Annotated in this window: 15 protein-coding genes and 1 pseudogene; 2 read left to right on the forward strand and 14 right to left on the reverse strand. The window is 57.2% G+C overall.

Annotation, left to right across the window (positions count from 1 at the left end; genetic code table 11):
* Positions 1 to 11 precede the first annotated feature (11 nt).
* From ABIA48_RS26880 to ABIA48_RS26915, 8 genes are all read right to left on the reverse strand, one after another.
* Positions 12 to 200, reverse strand: coding sequence for a CopG family transcriptional regulator (locus tag ABIA48_RS26880; protein ID WP_429492585.1), 189 nt, complete (start codon positions 198 to 200; stop codon positions 12 to 14).
* 382 nt (positions 201 to 582) lie between these two features.
* A complete protein-coding gene (locus ABIA48_RS26885) occupies positions 583 to 789 on the reverse strand; it encodes a co-regulatory protein PtrA N-terminal domain-containing protein (protein ID WP_429492587.1) in 207 nt (68 codons plus the stop codon).
* A gap of 89 nt (positions 790 to 878) precedes the next feature.
* Positions 879 to 1526: a hypothetical protein gene (locus tag ABIA48_RS26890; protein ID WP_429492589.1), complete on the reverse strand. Its 648-nt coding sequence runs from the start codon at positions 1524 to 1526 to the stop codon at positions 879 to 881.
* A 276-nt stretch (positions 1527 to 1802) separates the two neighbouring features.
* Positions 1803 to 2081 carry a DUF2790 domain-containing protein gene (locus tag ABIA48_RS26895; protein WP_008047217.1) on the reverse strand — a complete coding sequence of 93 codons (279 nt, stop codon included), beginning with the start codon at positions 2079 to 2081 and terminating at the stop codon, positions 1803 to 1805.
* Between the two features lie 664 nt (positions 2082 to 2745).
* Positions 2746 to 3045, reverse strand: a complete 300-nt coding sequence (locus ABIA48_RS26900; protein WP_429492960.1) for a hypothetical protein — start codon at positions 3043 to 3045, stop codon at positions 2746 to 2748.
* Between the two features lie 131 nt (positions 3046 to 3176).
* A complete protein-coding gene (locus tag ABIA48_RS26905; protein ID WP_429492591.1) occupies positions 3177 to 4097 on the reverse strand; it encodes a hypothetical protein in 921 nt (306 codons plus the stop codon).
* Entirely contained in the window at positions 4064 to 4573 is a 510-nt protein-coding gene (locus tag ABIA48_RS26910) for a response regulator (protein WP_429492593.1), read from the reverse strand. The genes ABIA48_RS26905 and ABIA48_RS26910 overlap by 34 nt, the downstream gene beginning before the upstream one ends.
* A gap of 449 nt (positions 4574 to 5022) precedes the next feature.
* The gene (locus ABIA48_RS26915) at positions 5023 to 8076 is read right to left on the reverse strand and encodes an Ig-like domain-containing protein (protein WP_429492595.1); all 3054 of its coding nucleotides are present in this window, start codon (positions 8074 to 8076) and stop codon (positions 5023 to 5025) included.
* Between the two features lie 528 nt (positions 8077 to 8604).
* Here ABIA48_RS26915 and ABIA48_RS26920 point away from each other — a divergent pair.
* Positions 8605 to 8859 carry a DUF1652 domain-containing protein gene (locus tag ABIA48_RS26920; RefSeq protein WP_429492597.1) on the forward strand — a complete coding sequence of 85 codons (255 nt, stop codon included), beginning with the start codon at positions 8605 to 8607 and terminating at the stop codon, positions 8857 to 8859.
* Positions 8860 to 9206: 347 nt separating this feature from the next.
* On the opposite strand, the gene dapF is transcribed toward ABIA48_RS26920, so the two are convergent.
* Together dapF and ABIA48_RS26930 are read right to left on the reverse strand one after the other, a co-directional pair.
* On the reverse strand, positions 9207 to 10031 hold the full coding sequence (dapF, locus tag ABIA48_RS26925) for a diaminopimelate epimerase (RefSeq protein ID WP_429492599.1): 825 nt from the start codon (positions 10029 to 10031) through the stop codon (positions 9207 to 9209).
* Between the two features lie 181 nt (positions 10032 to 10212).
* On the reverse strand, positions 10213 to 10422 hold the full coding sequence (locus ABIA48_RS26930) for a hypothetical protein (protein WP_429492601.1): 210 nt from the start codon (positions 10420 to 10422) through the stop codon (positions 10213 to 10215).
* A gap of 487 nt (positions 10423 to 10909) precedes the next feature.
* Here ABIA48_RS26930 and ABIA48_RS26935 point away from each other — a divergent pair.
* A pseudogene (locus tag ABIA48_RS26935) lies at positions 10910 to 11098 on the forward strand (transposase); the annotation flags it as partial.
* Positions 11099 to 11125: 27 nt separating this feature from the next.
* On the opposite strand, the gene fabI reads toward ABIA48_RS26935, so the two are convergent.
* The 4 genes from fabI to ABIA48_RS26955 are packed head-to-tail and all read right to left on the reverse strand — an operon-like array spanning position 11126 to position 15646.
* Complete coding sequence (fabI, locus tag ABIA48_RS26940; protein ID WP_008016108.1) at positions 11126 to 11920, reverse strand: enoyl-ACP reductase FabI; 795 nt, start codon at positions 11918 to 11920, stop codon at positions 11126 to 11128.
* Positions 11921 to 11939: 19 nt separating this feature from the next.
* Positions 11940 to 13550, reverse strand: coding sequence for an ABC transporter ATP-binding protein (locus ABIA48_RS26945; RefSeq protein WP_429492603.1), 1611 nt, complete (start codon positions 13548 to 13550; stop codon positions 11940 to 11942).
* A gap of 1 nt (position 13551) precedes the next feature.
* Positions 13552 to 14571, reverse strand: coding sequence for an ABC transporter permease (locus tag ABIA48_RS26950; protein WP_429492604.1), 1020 nt, complete (start codon positions 14569 to 14571; stop codon positions 13552 to 13554).
* Between the two features lies 1 nt (position 14572).
* Positions 14573 to 15646: a microcin C ABC transporter permease YejB gene (locus ABIA48_RS26955; protein ID WP_204929060.1), complete on the reverse strand. Its 1074-nt coding sequence runs from the start codon at positions 15644 to 15646 to the stop codon at positions 14573 to 14575.
* Between the last annotated feature and the right edge of the window lie 2 nt (positions 15647 to 15648).

Raw genomic sequence — 15648 nt, forward strand, 5'->3', positions numbered from 1 at the left:
CCCGTGTTGGGTCATGACTTGGTGTTGGTGGCATGCTTACTCTTGGTCGAATAGCTGGCACCGTGGGTGCCCAGGTAGTCACGAATCAGTTGACGGACCACCTGCGAAGGCGTCAGGTCTTGTGCTGCACAGAGTTCCTCGAAAGCTTTTTTCTTGATGGGATCAATGAGCACAGTGAGGCGCGCAGTCTTGCTTTCCATGGGGTATACAATCGCTCAAGTCGCTAGATGTTAATCAAATTGTAATTGCCTTGTCCGGTGCTGTCACTGTGCTGCTCGCTACCTGGACTTTACTCATAAGAAAGGATTTGGCTCTCACGGTGGGCGATGAGTCGGATCCGCTTCGACTCAGAGTGGATAATCCCCACCTGCGAGCAAGGGAGCAAATTTAGTCTAAGCTAGCCGACTGCCTGCAACGGGCAAACGGTGGTCGGTCATTGGCTGTGGATTCAACAGGTCGATGCTACACACTGGATTTTGTGTAAGCGGGATCTCGGTTAAACCGGCGCTAGCAGCACCTTGGGTGCTGCAATTGAGGCTTGAGAGCGCACACTTCTGCCAGCTTGGAGACGCGCTACAGCGATCAGCCGTTGACGTGATCGGTCGCCTTGGCTTTGCTTACAGCTACAGCGGCTTCAGCCTTCTGTTTCTGTGCAACCTGATAGGTTTCCATCGAGACTTTCCGGGCCGACTCCATGCGTGCGAAGGTCCGGTCACCGCCACCGGTGGCCATCGCCAGAGAAGAAGCGGTCAGGGTGGCAACTACGAAGAGAGCTTTCATGGATTTCATTTGGATATCCTCAAGTGAGATTTTGTTAACGGCTAGCAGTGGGGGTTATTGGCTACAGCTGAACGTCCTTGTTCAACTTGGCCTCACCATCAAGCCAGGGCGGCGTTACTTGCGGCCCAGGAGCCTTGCTCCAAACGGCCTTCAGTGTCCCGGCTTTTTGCCCAAGCCGTGAGCAGTACCATCATCGCGAATCCACCGACGATGAGAACCGGATAGGCTGCCAGCAACTCCACCAGCGAGTACTTCCAGGCCAGCGGACGACCAACACCCAGCATGGCGGCGTAGAACCACGACACGCCAGAGAATGCACCGGAGAACAGCGCCAGCATGCGCAGGCTGAAGGAGAGTTTCAGTAGCGAACCGGCTTTTTTCAGCGCCGGCAATACAGCGCTGTGCAACAGGAAGCCGTTAAAGGTCAGCAGCACAACGATGCCGATTTTGGCTTGCAGTTTTGGATTGAGGAAATACTCCATCCCCTTGCCGGCATAATCGATCCCGATAATACCGATGCCCGTAATCCAAAGAGCCACAAGTGCAAGCGATACGGTTTTTTGAAGACTTTCCATATGCGCGTCATCATGGTGACCTGACGCATCACCCTTCAGAAGTTGCTTGACCATTGCAATGTCACTGGTCAAAACCAGCCCGATTGCCACGCAGCAGGCGATAAGATGAAAATATACAACGCCCAAACGCACATATTCCACGGTGGACGAAGAAAACATACTAAGTTCCATGGCGACCTCTTGGTTTTAATAGTGAATCAACTTGGCTCTCAGCACGGTTTGATTGGAGTTTACCGTTGCTGACTGCCATTTAGATCCAGCAATTACTATTAATTAATCTTGCGGCGTTACGCTGCCGGGATAATAACGACTTTCGCGAATGAACTTTTAGTCATTCGATCGTGTCCATTTTCAGGTGACAAAAACATCATCCGCACTGAGTGCATATGAGGTTTAACTTTCGCTTCTGGGGGGCAGGCGAGGCCCGGAACTCTATTGGCGAGTTGATCAGGCAATGCTGGTGGGGTCGGCGGGGCTTCCACCCCATTCGAGGAAACGGATCTTGTGAACCTCACCCTCGCTGTCTTCATAGACCAGGGTCACCGGTACCACGCCGGTCTTGTCGGACGTATCGGTGCGCTGCAGTACCCGTTTCACATCGATGTCCATCCCGTAGTGGTATTCGACGGCTGAAACATGCGCGCCGGGTTCTTGCAGGCTGTTCTGGTCGAACACACTAGGTGCGAGACTGGAAATCACGGCGCTGACAATTGTGGCCATACTCATAAGGCTGTACCTCTACTTAAGTTCGCTTGTCGGGGACCTAATGTGACACGTTGAGAAAGTGAAGTTCACTTCACCGCGACGAACGCGCCTGCTTGAATCGCCTGTAGTGGCTTTAGGCTCCCGGCAATTCCCCGCGCTTGACGCCTCTCGACCATTCGTCCTTTAATCCCCGTATTTGTTGGTCAAAGTCCGTTTTTGAAGGAGGTCATGACATGTCATGACGGATTTTTCGCGCGGTGGTTGTGACAGTACATGGACCGAAAACGCCTGCTATCGAGCCAGGGGGGAAATATCGGGTATTGGCCGATTTCTGCCGATACCGACCGGCAGCAAAGGGTCGTTATGAGCCTCCCAGCTTTGTCTAGTCGGTCAAATGCTCTGCAACCGGTGGTCGAGTCCGAGGCAAATGCCTGGCCAGGTCGAATGCAAATGGATGGTCAAGCGAATGCAATTACCTAGCTACGTAAAATCCGCCAGTGATTGATTAGCGGACCTGAAATGTTCGTATGCAGGTAACGCACCGTTTGGGTGAAGGATGCAGCCGCTGCCGGCGAGGCTGCGGCTGTTCAAGTGTTGAGGTGAGCGCCTGACCGGCGGGGGAGTTTCCCTGCCGGCCGACGACAGTGAAATATCAATTACCCGCAGTAGGCATGGAGACAGGCATCTATCGCTTGCCCTTCATACTGACTACGGAAAGATAAGCCCCCCAAAGAACACCACATACGGCAAGTATCAACTCCGGATTGAAAATGCTCTGTTTGACCGGCGCCACCAGGATTTCGCTATAAAGGCACATGGCGCCCGCGATCAGCGCAATAAAATAGCCGGTCCGGGTTCTAGTCCGGCGCAACAACAGAACCTTTTTCAGACCCTCGTCTTTCCATTCTTGAAGGGGCATGCTTTGGATCTCTTCCAGCAGCACCACACCCCACAGCAACGCACATAACCAATAACCTGTCATCATGATGTCCTTAGAACATTGACTCAATATGAATGCAGCGCGCACTCCGCGCTCAACTTGCGTATATCTATTCCGGAGTCTTTTCTGACCCGTGTCATTTGCTCTCACGCATATCCCGAAGCGGCCGAGAAGGTTCAGGTGGCTGCCAGGGGCGGCGATGCAGGACCATAGATGGGGAGTCCGAGTGGAGCACGCCCGGTCTCGTTGCCAGTGGTCGCATCCCGCTGGACCAGTTCGGCGACGTCGAAGTCATACTCCCAGTGGCCTGCCTCATTCCACTTGTGGAGAAAGTAGGTATAAAACGGCACAAACAGTCCCTGGCTCGGCTCAGCGTATTGCAGTCCGAACACGTACTCAGGCTGGTCCTTCATTTCACGACCGCTATGGCAATGCTGAACCCAGGCAAGGTCGTCGAGGACGACAACCTTCCAGAACGGGTCGTGGTCGTAGAACTTCAGCGAAACTTTCTTGCCGCTTCTGCGGCACTCGTTCAGGAACGCAATGCTGGCGGCAAGTTCCTCTTGAAAGGTCGAGGTCGTAATGCCCTCTGGAAGTGAGTCGACTCGCTTGCGTGCTGCTGCGCTGAGCGGATTAAGCAGCATGACGCGGATTTCATACGCCGTCGCGAAGACGTCCTTCAACAAGCTATGTGGGGCAATCAGGGTTTCGTATCCCGTGAGCGAAAGGATGGAGGCGTCACGCGCCGCCGGTAAAGAGCGGACCAGATTCCGTTCCTGAAGGGTCGAAAGCCATCCCTTGCGAGGATGCCTCGTGAAGAGCAGGGAGGCCATCTTCGCGCTTGTCAGGCGATGGCGGTTGTCCCATGCGCGTTTGCACAGATAGAAAAGAACCATCAAGGTTGAGGCCATCACGATTTCTGTCGCAAGCAGCAGATTCGCGTTCAACTCCACGCGTGGCCACCATACATAGAGGATGTACCGCGCAGCATCCGGCGTGGCAAACGCTATGGCCATTGCGAGCAAGGTGATGACGCTATGTGATATGACCTGCTGCAGCACGGCTAGAAAGTCGTGTTCTTTGCTGATTGATTCCATGGGGTACTGCTCCCATTTGGTGATGATTGCCAGCAGGAGAAATCCTCTGGTAACAAGGACTTGGCTAAGCGCTCCAGCATGCGGCGCATGATGGCCAGTTCTTGGATCTTGTCGTAGAAGGCGTAGGCCCCTGCTTTTGTGAAGTACTTCCAATGTGTCGAATCGGCACAATTGCTGACCACTATGACTTTTGTCAGCGGATACTCGGCTGCGACCACACGCAATACTTCCATGCCATGACCGTCGCTGAGGTTGACGTCCAGCAAGACGACATCGGGTGGTTCACGCCGGATGGCGGCGATGGCGGTCGATGCGCGGTGAAACGCCCCGGCAGGTGACAGGCCCGCGATCCGTGGCGACAGCGTGCGCCACAGCGCTGGCACGGCGTTCGAATCCTCTACGACAAACAGGCGCAAAGGGCCTGAGTCTCTGGTTGGTATCAGTGCAGTCAATGGTTCTGTGTTGGTGACCTGCATGATTTCACCTCACTTTTTGACATGGCTGTACAAGACGCTGATGAAGACAACTCCATTCAGCGGACGAAATCTTGCGCAGGGGGAAATATGCTCAAGTAGAAAGCAATCCACTATCGACGTTGGCAGGACTTCTTTGTGGCGATATCGGCCAAGAGTTTGTAGTGATTCCACTACAAGCAGGCTGGATCGGGCGACGCTTCGGCGAAGCCGGGCATGTGCTGCGTATCATTCCAGCACAGTTCGTTAAACCGCATCTGAAGTTCAATCAGGCCGTTTTCGAGTGCGTTGCGGTCATTTGTCCGCCAACGATGGAAGCTCTGGTTCCGAGCTACGGCTTGAAATGCTGGTCTTCTGGAGATTTGACAACCAGGTAAGTTGTCAATTTGCTTGTAGCAAGAGGGCCTCAATGAGGCCCTCATCGTTAAAGCTTGGTTGTACTCAGTGCGCCACTACTGGTTCGCGGCGACCGCTGCCGAGACCGCCACGGACACCGTCGCAGCTACCGACTCCGCACCCTTGGCATCGGCGGCCTTATAGGTAAAGGTCGCGGTGAACGGCGCGGGGACTGTGGCCGGTGGTGTGTAGGTCACGCGCACACCATCGGTGCTGACCACGCCCTTGCCGGAGTCCGGTTGCTCCAGCCCCACCACTTTCAGTGGCACGTTACCGTCCGGGTCGGTGTCGTTGGCCAGGACGTTGATGGTCACCGGTTGGCCGTTGTTGCTGATGGCGCTGTCGGGGTTGGCGATCGGCTTTTGATTATTGCCGTCGTTATTGGCACGGGTATCGCCGGTGCGGAAGGTCGGCAGCGCGGCGGAGTTGACGTAGGTGACGCCGTCCCAGCCGGGGATGGGTGTTGGCATCAACTGGAACTGGCCGGGGTGCTCGACATCCCAGCGCAGCAGCATGGACGTGTCCTCGTGCTGGGTGTTGTGGCAGTGCTCCATGTAGGTCCCGGCGAATTCACGGAAGCGGATCGCCATTTCCACGTCCACCGAGCTGTCGATGCCATCGCCGACGCGATAGACGTCCTTGCGCGCCCATTTTTCCCATTCCGGCGGCGGGTTGCCATCGCGGCTGAGGATGATCCCCTCTTCAAAATGCACGTGTACCGGGTGGTTCCAGCCGTTGCCGCCGCTCTTGATTCTCCACACTTCCAGGGTGCCGTCGCCGGAGAACCCGGCAGGGGTCGGGCCGTTGGCCAGTTGCGGAGCGGCGCTGATGACTCGAGGGTCCATGGGGAAGCCGAATTCACCACCGTCGGTCTTGATGGTCCAGGGGGTTTCGTCGGTGCCGTCGGAGCGGCCGAAGCTGAACTCGCGATGGCGCGCCACCTTGAGCCTGGCCTGCACCGCCGGATCGTCACGGTTGAGGGTCAGCGGGATCATGGTCTTGCCGGCCGGTTTGCCCGGTTTGGCAGGCTCGTAGTCGGCGGGGTTCATGCTCACGTCCTGGCCGGTATAAGGCTGGACCACCAGCTGCAGGAACTTGCCCACCGCCGGGTCGCCGCCGACCCATTCCGGCCCTTTGCTGCCCAGCCTGAGCACCGCCTTGTACTTCCCGGACAGGACGTCGGCCAGGCTCAGCAGTGTAGCTGTCGGCTTCTTGCCGTTCTGGTGCTCCATCAGGTTGACGAAGTACAGCTTGTCGCCGGTGTTGATTCCGTTTTTCGCGAAGTTGACGATGATGTCGTAACGCTCGGCGATGCCCTGGGTGGGCAGGATGGCGTTGTGGTCCTGGGGATCGCCGTTACCGTCCAGGTCCATGCTGCCGTCGAACGGCACGGCGTGCTCCATGAGGTTGCCGTCGTTGGCGATCAAGTGGAACGGCACGCGGCTATAAGACAGGCCGGAATCGGCCGGGCCGGGGAATTCGCCGCCAGTGCCGGCGACTTCACGCACCAGTGCAATCCTGAGGTAGCGCGACACCGAGCCGTTGAGGATACGGAAGCGATAGCTGCGCGCCCGCACGTCCAGGCGCGGCTGGTACTGCCAGTTGACCAGGACCTGATCGCCGAGAAAACCGTCGGTGTTGAACGGGTTGAACCACAGCTGGCCGTTCTGATCCCAGGCCTTGTCGGCCACCAGCAGGTTGACGTCATAGTCGCGGTTACCCCAGGGCAACGCCGAACCGCTGGGCAGGCGCAGGTTGACGCCGTCTTCGAAGGCTTCGTTACCGCGATCCAGGGCGCTGTAGTAATTCATCATCACCGCGTTGCCCTTGTAGACGTTCTGCGCGGTGAAATCGAGCATGTGGTCGTGGAACCAGTGGGTGCTCATGGTTTCGTGCCAGTCGCCACGGATCTTGATGCTGCCGTTGTTGCACGTCTTCAGGCCCGGGGTGGCATCATTGACAAACAGGGTTTCGCCCGGGGCGCAGGGGAACGCCGCGCGCGGATCCTGGGCGCTGGTGTTGATGGTGTCGTAACCGGCCAGCTGGATCGGCCAGCGATAGTCGTAGTACTGTCCCGGAAAGAAAAACGCATTGGCAAAGCCATCGCTTTCGGCCGGGGAGTGGCCGTTGTGTTCGTGGGTTGTAATGGTGTGCAGGCCAAACCCCATGTTGGCCGACGGATCGATCGGCAGGGCGTTGTAGTGGCGCATCAGCGCGGCTTGACCGTAACGCACCATCAACAGTTTTGGCGGAAAGGTGCCGTCGAAGGTCCAGAGCGCCTTGTGGTTCTGAATCGGCATGTTGGGGTGAAAACGCACATTTATACCTTTGGTGGTGCCCACAATGACCGGGGTGCTCGAAGTCTGGTTGTAGAGCCCGCCAGGCCCGAACTCACCGACGGCGTAGTTGTGCAATTGTCGGCGGTCGCGCATGCCGCTGTTGAGCTGGGCGCCCGCTTGCACGGTTTTGAAGGCGACTTGCGGGAAGAACTCGTTCCAGCGCTGGTGCGACCAGCCTTTTCCTGGCGGACGACCTTCGGCCGGCGAGCCGACCGGATGGCGGTTGAGGAAGGCTTCGATCTGCGCTTTCCACGGGTTGCGGTCCAGCACGTTGGAAAATTGCGACGGAAACGGGAACAGCCCCGGCTGGCGCATGAAGGCTTCCAGCGCCGCAGGCGAAGGGCCGCTGCGGGCGATGTTGTTCGGGTCCTGCGTGGGCGCCGGGCCGACGAGCGGAACCGGGAAGGTCAAGGGTGGTGCCGGCAGTGTCGGGTCGAGTTTTTCCGTACCGAATTCTTCGAACAGCAGCAGTTGCTGAGTGTACGGCTGGGCCCCGAATAATGGGCTGGGCTTGCCATTGGTGGGGATATTGAAGGGTGTCTGCAGGGCTGGTGGCAGCACGTTGTCGGCCCGTGGCGTGTTCCGGTCACCGAACACGCCATTAGGCAGGGCGATGGCGCCCTGGTTGGCGGGTGGCGTGGCCCGTATGGCAGCAGCCGCGGCGTTGAGGTCGGCCGGTGGATTGCTGAACGCCGAGGGGTCCGTCGGAGGTGGCGGACCGAAATCATCCAGCGGCACGGCGTTTGCAGTGGTGGTTAGGGTAAGGAGCATCGCACAGGGCAGGCTTGTCCTGCGCAGAAAGGTGATGGAGCTGCGAAGTGATGTCGTGCGTTTCATTTTTCACCCCTCGCGACATATCGAGTCTGGCGAAACCCGCCGTCGCCAGAATTTCTGGGACACAGCTATTGCGGGTACAAGAGGGGTGCAATTAATGTGCCATCACAATGAGGCGCAAAAAATCAAGGTTAATTAACAAATTATTTTTGAGTGTTTCAAGCGAGTGAAGGGTGAGTGGGGAATACGCCTCTAATAAGGTGGTTAACGCCCGTTAGTGGGTGTAGTACCCCATTTATGGAGATAGTCGCGGCCCTATTTCACCGACCGCTTTTGGTAGGGGCTGCTTGCCCACGGCGACACGGATTTAACTGGCCGATAACGGCCGCTTTGGCCGATTTCTACCTCTGACGTGGGGCAGCGTGCGACCCATAGCGGTCATTTGGGAGAGGTGCAACGAGATGTGATTTTCGCCCCCTAACCAGGGCTGGATCCCATTAGTCCGTGCCTCTTTGGACGTGAGCCATGATTTCTACGCTTGAGCTTCGCCATATCGTTGAATGTGAATTTCAACCTCTCTCTTGTACCTGCACTGTCAATCCAGATGGATCTTTGATGATCAAAGTGTTCGATTTAAGCTCTGGGCGGGTTGATCTACTGGTCACTGCAGTCTCGACCAGCGAATTGACGTCCAGCCGCGCTATTGAAAATTTGATTGGTGAGCTTCGCTCTGAAATGGCAGCGCACCATGCAATGGGCACTGTAGTGTTATCGATATAGCAAAGACTACATCGCCTTGGATGAGGGAGAGTCATGACCACCGGTGAGCGACCGGTTTTGGCCGCGGCTGTGTAAAAAGCTGTGTAAAAACGGTTTAGAGCAGTTTTGACAGTCAGAACCAGAACGAAAATCGTGTTCCTACGCAAATTTCAGGTCCAACTGATACACCAATCATTGGCAGGTTTTACGTAGCGGCGCTCACTTCAAAACAGTGTCTGTGTTTTTATACAGTCTGGGCCGCTAGCGGCCAATTCCACAAGTATCTCTGTCGCGAAAGGGCTCACCTCGAAACCAACACCCATCTCGGTTGTGAGTGATCAACTCATCCGCTTTCCACGATTTCCCCATTACAACGCGTGTAACAGGGCGTCTGTGATTATCCCCGAAAAAGTCGTCTCTACCGGTCCGATGAGGATGACAGGTCCCACGCCATCCCATTGAACCGTGACAGTTCCTCCATCACATTCAACCTCTACGGAATTGTCTAACAAGCCGCGATGAATTCCGTTTACGACGGCGCCACAAGAACAGAGGCCTGAACCAACCGGAATCGTTCCCCAGCGCACCCAAATGTGCAACCGAATGTGCTTTCGGTTAATGATCTGGACGAAATGCACGCTCGTTCTGTGCGGGAAAAGGGGATTGATTTCAATTGACCGTCCGATTGTCGCTATATCCAGGGTTGTCAGATCATCCACAAAATAGGTGCACTGCGGATTTCCCATGCTGCAAGCAACTGGGTTATCAATAAGAGGCAAAACATTTGTAGCCAAATCCAGAGGCGTAGGAACAGCTGACCACTCGAAAAGTGGTACGCCCATGTCGACAGAAATTGCGCCGGTTGAGGTCCGTTCGCAAGTGAGCAAGCCGCGGTTGGTTCGAAGCGTTATTGACGTAGTATTTGATTCGCACATCAACATCTGCGCCGCACCCCGCGTTGCGCTGCCACAATCGTCCAGCGGGGAGCCATCCGAATTCCAAAACATCAAGCGCGCATCCGCTTCCGCATCCGCCTCATCGAGCACTACCGCGAGTTGATTGAAACCGATACCCCGGTGCCGATCACCCATTCGTCGAGCCAGGTTGCTGGTCATTGGATTGGGCGAGTTACGCGAGTCCACGATAACGAAGTCATCACCATTGGCGTGCATTTTATGAAATCTCAGCGGCATAAATTGACCCTGGCGATGAGAAATGGAAGGAGTTGATGATTGATGATTAAAGTCGATTTATCCCCATTCACATGGTTTTTGAAATTTGTGTGGAAGTTCAAGATGGGGGAGGTGCCTGGCCAACAATTGCGGTGCGGAGTCAATATTCAGGTATCAACAGCCCGTATTTGGCCGATAGCCGTCACTCCGGCGCCATCATCACCGCGAGCGTCATCTTGATGAACTCTTCGTTCTTGTCGATAGCTTCCAGGGCGCCGCGCACGTTGTCGGCGACATCGGCCGATCCGCGCTGCTCGACCCCATTCGAAAGTTCCAAGATGGCGGCTTCGAGGGCGAACTGGTTTCCGTTGAGCTTGAACAGCAGGGAGGGGAGTAGATCTGAATTTGGCATCGCGAATCCACTGTGGATATTTAAGTATAGCAGTCGTCAATCGTGAGGGCGGGATGAAGGATACGGTTGGCAGAATGCCAAGAGAGTTGTGCGCAAAACCTCCGCTGCAGGCTGCGACCCGGAAAAACTATTGGAAGGTGCGGCCTGATTGATTTTCCCTTGGGATTTAAAATCCCCCCGCTCGTAAGGGCGTGCCGGTTCGATTCAGGCTTCTGGCACCATGAATATCAAGGGTTTGCGTGAGATACCTCATGCAGGCCCTTAATTTTTTGCTCTTCACGGAATTCCGGCAAACACAGAAACAAGAACGCCGATTTGATTGATGATGTTCCTGCGAGCAAATCCATCTGACAAACCGGCGTTTTGATGCGCGATATCAAAATTTTCCTTCCTGTTTGAGAGGGCTTTCTGTCGCTGACACGAAGGACCATCAAGCAGGTGCGGTGGCTGCTCCTGCGTAATCTGCAGAGCCTGAAAGCGCGGGAGCATCCAGTTCGCCAAACGGCTGCAGGCTTATTGGCGGGGCATCGTCAGTCGGGTTCGGCGGCCGATGCATACGGGGTAGTTGGCAGGAACAAACAACCGAAAAAAGGCCATCAAGCGGATGGCGTACGGTTACCGGGATAGCAAATTCTTTTTCGTGAAGATCAAGAGCGACTTTCCCGGTAATCCGTGATGAGCCTTTTTTATGGCGGACCGAAGATTATTCTTCGAGGCTGCCCATGGCCGTGGTGTTGAAGCCACCGTCCACGTACATGATTTCACCGCTGATGCCGGACGCCAGGTCCGAGCACAGGAAGGCGCCGGCGTTGCCGACTTCTTCGATGGTGACGTTGCGGCGCAGCGGAGTTTGCGCTTCGTTGGCGGCCAGCATCTTGCGGAAGTTCTTGATGCCGGAAGCGGCGAGGGTGCGGATCGGGCCAGCCGATACGCAGTTGACGCGAGTACCGTCCGGGCCCAGGGAGCCGGCCAGGTAACGTACGCCAGCTTCCAGGGACGCCTTGGCCATGCCCATTACGTTGTAGTTCGGCATGGTGCGCTCTGCACCCAGGTACGACAGGGTCAGCAGGCTGCCGTTGCGGCCTTTCATCATTTCGCGACCGGCCTTGGCCAGGGCCACGAAGCTGTAGGCGCTGATGTCGTGAGCGATGCGGAAGCCTTCACGGGTGGTGGCTTCGGTGAAGTCGCCGTCCAGTTGGTCGCCCGGGGCGTAGCCTACGGAATGCACGATGCAGTCCAGGCCGTCCCACTTCTTGCTCAGTTCTTCGAAGACCTTGGCGATTTCTTCATCGCTGGCCACGTCGCACGGGAAGCACAGCTCAGGGCTCGAACCCCAGCCTTGTGCGAACTCTTCGACACGACCCTTGAGTTTGTCGTTCTGATAAGTGAAGGCAAGCTCAGCGCCCTCGCGATGCATGGCGGCAGCGATGCCGGATGCGATGGACAGCTTGCTGGCGACACCGACGATCAGTACGCGCTTACCGGCGAGAAAACCCATGTGTTGCTCCTCTTTCAGGTTATTGCGCAGTGGCTGGAGCCAAAAAAGCGGCTTCCAGCAACTGCTGTGTATAAGGATGTTGGGGGGCGGCAAAAATGCTTTGCGCGTCTCCCTGTTCGACCACTTGGCCATGCTTGACCACCATCAACTGGTGGCTCAGCGCTTTCACCACAGCCAGGTCATGGCTGATAAACAGATACGTCAGGTTGTACTTGGTTTGCAGCGAACGCAAAAGCTCCACTACTTGGCGCTGCACGGTGCGGTCGAGGGCCGAAGTCGGCTCGTCCAGCAAAATCAGCGCCGGTTTTAACACCAATGCCCGGGCAATGGCGATTCTCTGCCGTTGCCCGCCGGAAAATTCGTGGGGGTAGCGGTGCCGTGTTTCCGGATCCAGACCTACCTCCCTGAGTGCTGCAATGATCGCTTGTTCCTGTTCCGCCGCCGTGCCCATCTTGTGGATCCGCAGGCCTTCGCCAACGATCTGGCTCACGCACATCCGTGGGCTCAGGCTGCCGAACGGGTCCTGAAACACCACTTGCATTTCCCGCCGCAGTGGCCTGACTTGTTGCTGCGTCAGGCAGTCTAGCTGCTGGCCTTCAAAGCGAATGGCGCCTTTGCTGGCGATCAACCGCAAAATCGCCAGGCCCAGCGTCGATTTGCCGGAACCGCTTTCACCCACAATCCCCAATGTCTGACCCTGGGGCAGGCTGAAGTTGATGCCGTCGACCGCTTTGACGTAATCCACCGTACGCTTGAGCAGGCCTTTCTTGATCGGAAACCAGACTTTCAAGTCTTCGACCGCCAGCAATGGCGGGCCGATCAGGTTGCTTGCAGGCTTGCCGTCGGGCTCCGCTGCCAGCAGCTCCCGAGTGTACGGATGCTGCGGCGCGCGGAACAACTCTTCGCACGATGCCTGTTCGACGATGCAACCTTGCTGCATGACACATACGCGGTGCGCAATTCTTCGCACAAGGTTCAAATCATGGCTGATCAGCAGCAGCGCCATGCCCAGTCGGGTTTGCAATTCCTTGAGCAATTCGAGGATTTTCAGCTGAACGGTCACGTCCAGCGCGGTGGTGGGTTCGTCGGCGATCAGCAGTTCCGGCTCGTTGGCCAGGGCCATGGCGATCATCACCCGTTGGCGCTGGCCACCGGACAATTCGTGAGGCAGGGCCTTGAGGCGCTTGTGTGGCTCGGGGATGCCGACCATCTCCAGCAGTTCCAGCGTACGTTTGGTCGCGACCTTGCCGGTCAGGCCCTTGTGGATGCCCAGCACTTCATTGATTTGCTTCTCGATCGAGTGCAGCGGGTTGAGCGAGGTCATCGGCTCCTGGAAGATCATCGCGATCCGGTTGCCGCGAATGTGGCGGATGGTTTTTTCTTTCAGGTCCAGCAGGTTTTGCCCGGAATACTCGATGGTGCCGGAAGGGTGACGGGCGAGCGGGTAGGGCAGCAGGCGCAGGATCGAGTGCGCCGTTACCGATTTGCCGGAACCGCTCTCGCCGACCAGGGCCAGGGTTTCTCCGCGCCTGATGTCGAAGCTGATGCCTTCGACCGCCCGTTGGCAGCGATTGCCGACGACAAAATCGACGGACAGGTCGCGCACTTCGATCAGATTGTTCTGATTCATCTCACTTCCTCGGGTCGAAGGCATCGCGAGCGGACTCGCCGATAAATACCAGCAAACTCAACATCAAGGCCAGCACGGCAAAGGCGCTGATGCCAAGCCAGGGCGCTTGCAGGTTGGATTTGCCCTGGGCCACCAGTTCACCCAGGGACGGGCTGCCCGCCGGCAAACCGAAACCGAGGAAGTCCAGGGCGGTCAGGGTGCCGATGGCGCCGGTGAGGATGAATGGCATGAAGGTCATGGTCGAGACCATCGCGTTGGGCAGGATATGGCGGAACATGATCGCGCCGTTTTGCATGCCCAGGGCACGGGCGGCGCGCACGTATTCCAGGTTGCGCCCGCGCAGGAATTCGGCGCGTACCACGTCCACCAGGGCCATCCATGAGAACAGCAGCATGATCCCCAGCAGCCACCAGAAGTTGGGCTGCACGAAACTGGCGAGGATGATCAGCAGGTACAGCACCGGTAATCCGGACCAGATCTCCAGAAACCGCTGCCCGGCCAAATCCACCCAGCCACCGTAGAAACCCTGCAAGGCCCCCGCGATCACGCCGATGATCGAGCTCAGCACGGTCAGGGTCAGGGCGAACAGCACCGAAATACGGAAGCCGTAGATTACCCGGGCCAACACATCGCGGCCCTGATCGTCGGTGCCCAGCAGGTTGTCCATCGAGGGAGGTGCCGGCGCCGGGACTTTCAGGTCGTAGTTGATGCTCTGGTAGCTGTAGGGAATCGGCGCCCACAGCACCCAGGCGTCCTTGGCCTTGAGCAGTTCGCGGATGTACGGACTCTTGTAATTGGCTTCCAGCGGAAATTCGCCGCCGAAGGTGGTTTCCGGGTAGCGCTTGAGCGCCGGGAAGTACCAGGTGTTGTCGTAATGCACCGCCAGCGGCCTGTCGTTGGCGATCAACTCGGCGCCGAGGCTGGCGCCGAACAGGATCAGGAACAGCCACAGCGACCACCAGCCACGCTTGTTGGACTTGAACAGTTCGAAGCGTCGACGATTGAGAGGGGACAGGTTCATCTCAATGCTCCCGGCTTTCGAAGTCGATGCGCGGATCGACAAAGGTGTAGGTCAGGTCGCCGATCAGTTTCACCACCAGCCCCAGCAAGGTGAAGATGAACAGCGTGCCGAACACCACCGGGTAATCGCGGTTGATTGCGGCCTCGAAACTCATCAGGCCGAGGCCGTCGAGGGAGAAAATCACCTCCACCAGCAACGAGCCGGTGAAGAAGATGCCGATAAGGGCTGAGGGGAAACCCGCGATCACCAGCAACATGGCGTTGCGGAACACATGGCCGTACAGCACGCGGTGGTTGGTCAGGCCTTTGGCCTTGGCGGTGATCACGTACTGTTTGTTGATTTCGTCGAGGAAGCTGTTTTTGGTCAGCAGGGTCATGGTCGCGAAGTTGCCGATCACCAGTGCAGTCACCGGCAGCGCCAGGTGCCAGAAGTAATCGAGGATCTTGCCGGTCATGCTCAGTTCATCGAAGTTGTTCGAAGTCAGCCCGCGCAAGGGGAACCAGTCCAGGTAACTGCCGCCGGCGAACACCACGATCAACAGGATGGCGAACAGGAACGCCGGGATCGCGTAGCCGACGATGATCGCCGAACTGGTCCAGACGTCGAAGTGGCTGCCATGCCGCGTGGCCTTGGCGATCCCCAGCGGGATCGACACCAGGTACATGATCAGCGTGCTCCAGAGCCCGAGGGAGATTGAGACGGGCATCTTTTCCTTGATCAGGTCGATGACCTTGGCGTCACGGAAGAAGCTGTCGCCGAAATCCAGGGACGCATAGTTTTTCACCATGATCCACAAGCGTTCCGGCGCCGACTTGTCGAAGCCGTACATGTGCTCGATTTCCTTGACCAACGCCGGGTCCAGGCCCTGGGCGCCACGATAGGCCGAACCTGCCACCGAGACTTCGGCGCCGCCGCCAGCGATGCGGCTGGTGGCGCCTTCGAAGCCTTCGAGCTTGGCGATCATCTGTTCCACCGGCCCGCCCGGGGCGGCCTGGATGATCACGAAGTTAATCAGCAAAATGCCGAACAAGGTCGGAATGATCAGCAGCAGTCGCCGAAAAATATACGCCAGCATCT

The sequence above is a fragment of the Pseudomonas sp. S30_BP2TU TE3576 genome (assembly GCF_050436025.1).
GTDB lineage: Bacteria > Pseudomonadota > Gammaproteobacteria > Pseudomonadales > Pseudomonadaceae > Aquipseudomonas.

What these genes read in the sequence shown, in the direction of transcription:
- ABIA48_RS26945 (WP_429492603.1), bottom strand. Translation starts at nt 13,550, where the DNA reads ATGAATCAGAACAATCTGATCGAAGTGCGCGACCTGTCCGTCGATTTT.
- ABIA48_RS26905 (WP_429492591.1), bottom strand. Translation starts at nt 4,097, where the DNA reads ATGGAATCAATCAGCAAAGAACACGACTTTCTAGCCGTGCTGCAGCAG.
- ABIA48_RS26915 (WP_429492595.1), bottom strand. Translation starts at nt 8,076, where the DNA reads ATGCTCCTTACCCTAACCACCACTGCAAACGCCGTGCCGCTGGATGAT.
- ABIA48_RS26895 (WP_008047217.1), bottom strand. Translation starts at nt 2,081, where the DNA reads ATGAGTATGGCCACAATTGTCAGCGCCGTGATTTCCAGTCTCGCACCT.
- ABIA48_RS26955 (WP_204929060.1), bottom strand. Translation starts at nt 15,646, where the DNA reads ATGCTGGCGTATATTTTTCGGCGACTGCTGCTGATCATTCCGACCTTG.
- ABIA48_RS26910 (WP_429492593.1), bottom strand. Translation starts at nt 4,573, where the DNA reads ATGCAGGTCACCAACACAGAACCATTGACTGCACTGATACCAACCAGA.
- fabI (WP_008016108.1), bottom strand. Translation starts at nt 11,920, where the DNA reads ATGGGTTTTCTCGCCGGTAAGCGCGTACTGATCGTCGGTGTCGCCAGC.
- ABIA48_RS26920 (WP_429492597.1), top strand. Translation starts at nt 8,605, where the DNA reads ATGATTTCTACGCTTGAGCTTCGCCATATCGTTGAATGTGAATTTCAA.
- ABIA48_RS26885 (WP_429492587.1), bottom strand. Translation starts at nt 789, where the DNA reads ATGAAATCCATGAAAGCTCTCTTCGTAGTTGCCACCCTGACCGCTTCT.
- dapF (WP_429492599.1), bottom strand. Translation starts at nt 10,031, where the DNA reads ATGCCGCTGAGATTTCATAAAATGCACGCCAATGGTGATGACTTCGTT.
- ABIA48_RS26890 (WP_429492589.1), bottom strand. Translation starts at nt 1,526, where the DNA reads ATGGAACTTAGTATGTTTTCTTCGTCCACCGTGGAATATGTGCGTTTG.
- ABIA48_RS26880 (WP_429492585.1), bottom strand. Translation starts at nt 200, where the DNA reads ATGGAAAGCAAGACTGCGCGCCTCACTGTGCTCATTGATCCCATCAAG.
- ABIA48_RS26930 (WP_429492601.1), bottom strand. Translation starts at nt 10,422, where the DNA reads ATGCCAAATTCAGATCTACTCCCCTCCCTGCTGTTCAAGCTCAACGGA.
- ABIA48_RS26900 (WP_429492960.1), bottom strand. Translation starts at nt 3,045, where the DNA reads ATGATGACAGGTTATTGGTTATGTGCGTTGCTGTGGGGTGTGGTGCTG.
- ABIA48_RS26950 (WP_429492604.1), bottom strand. Translation starts at nt 14,571, where the DNA reads ATGAACCTGTCCCCTCTCAATCGTCGACGCTTCGAACTGTTCAAGTCC.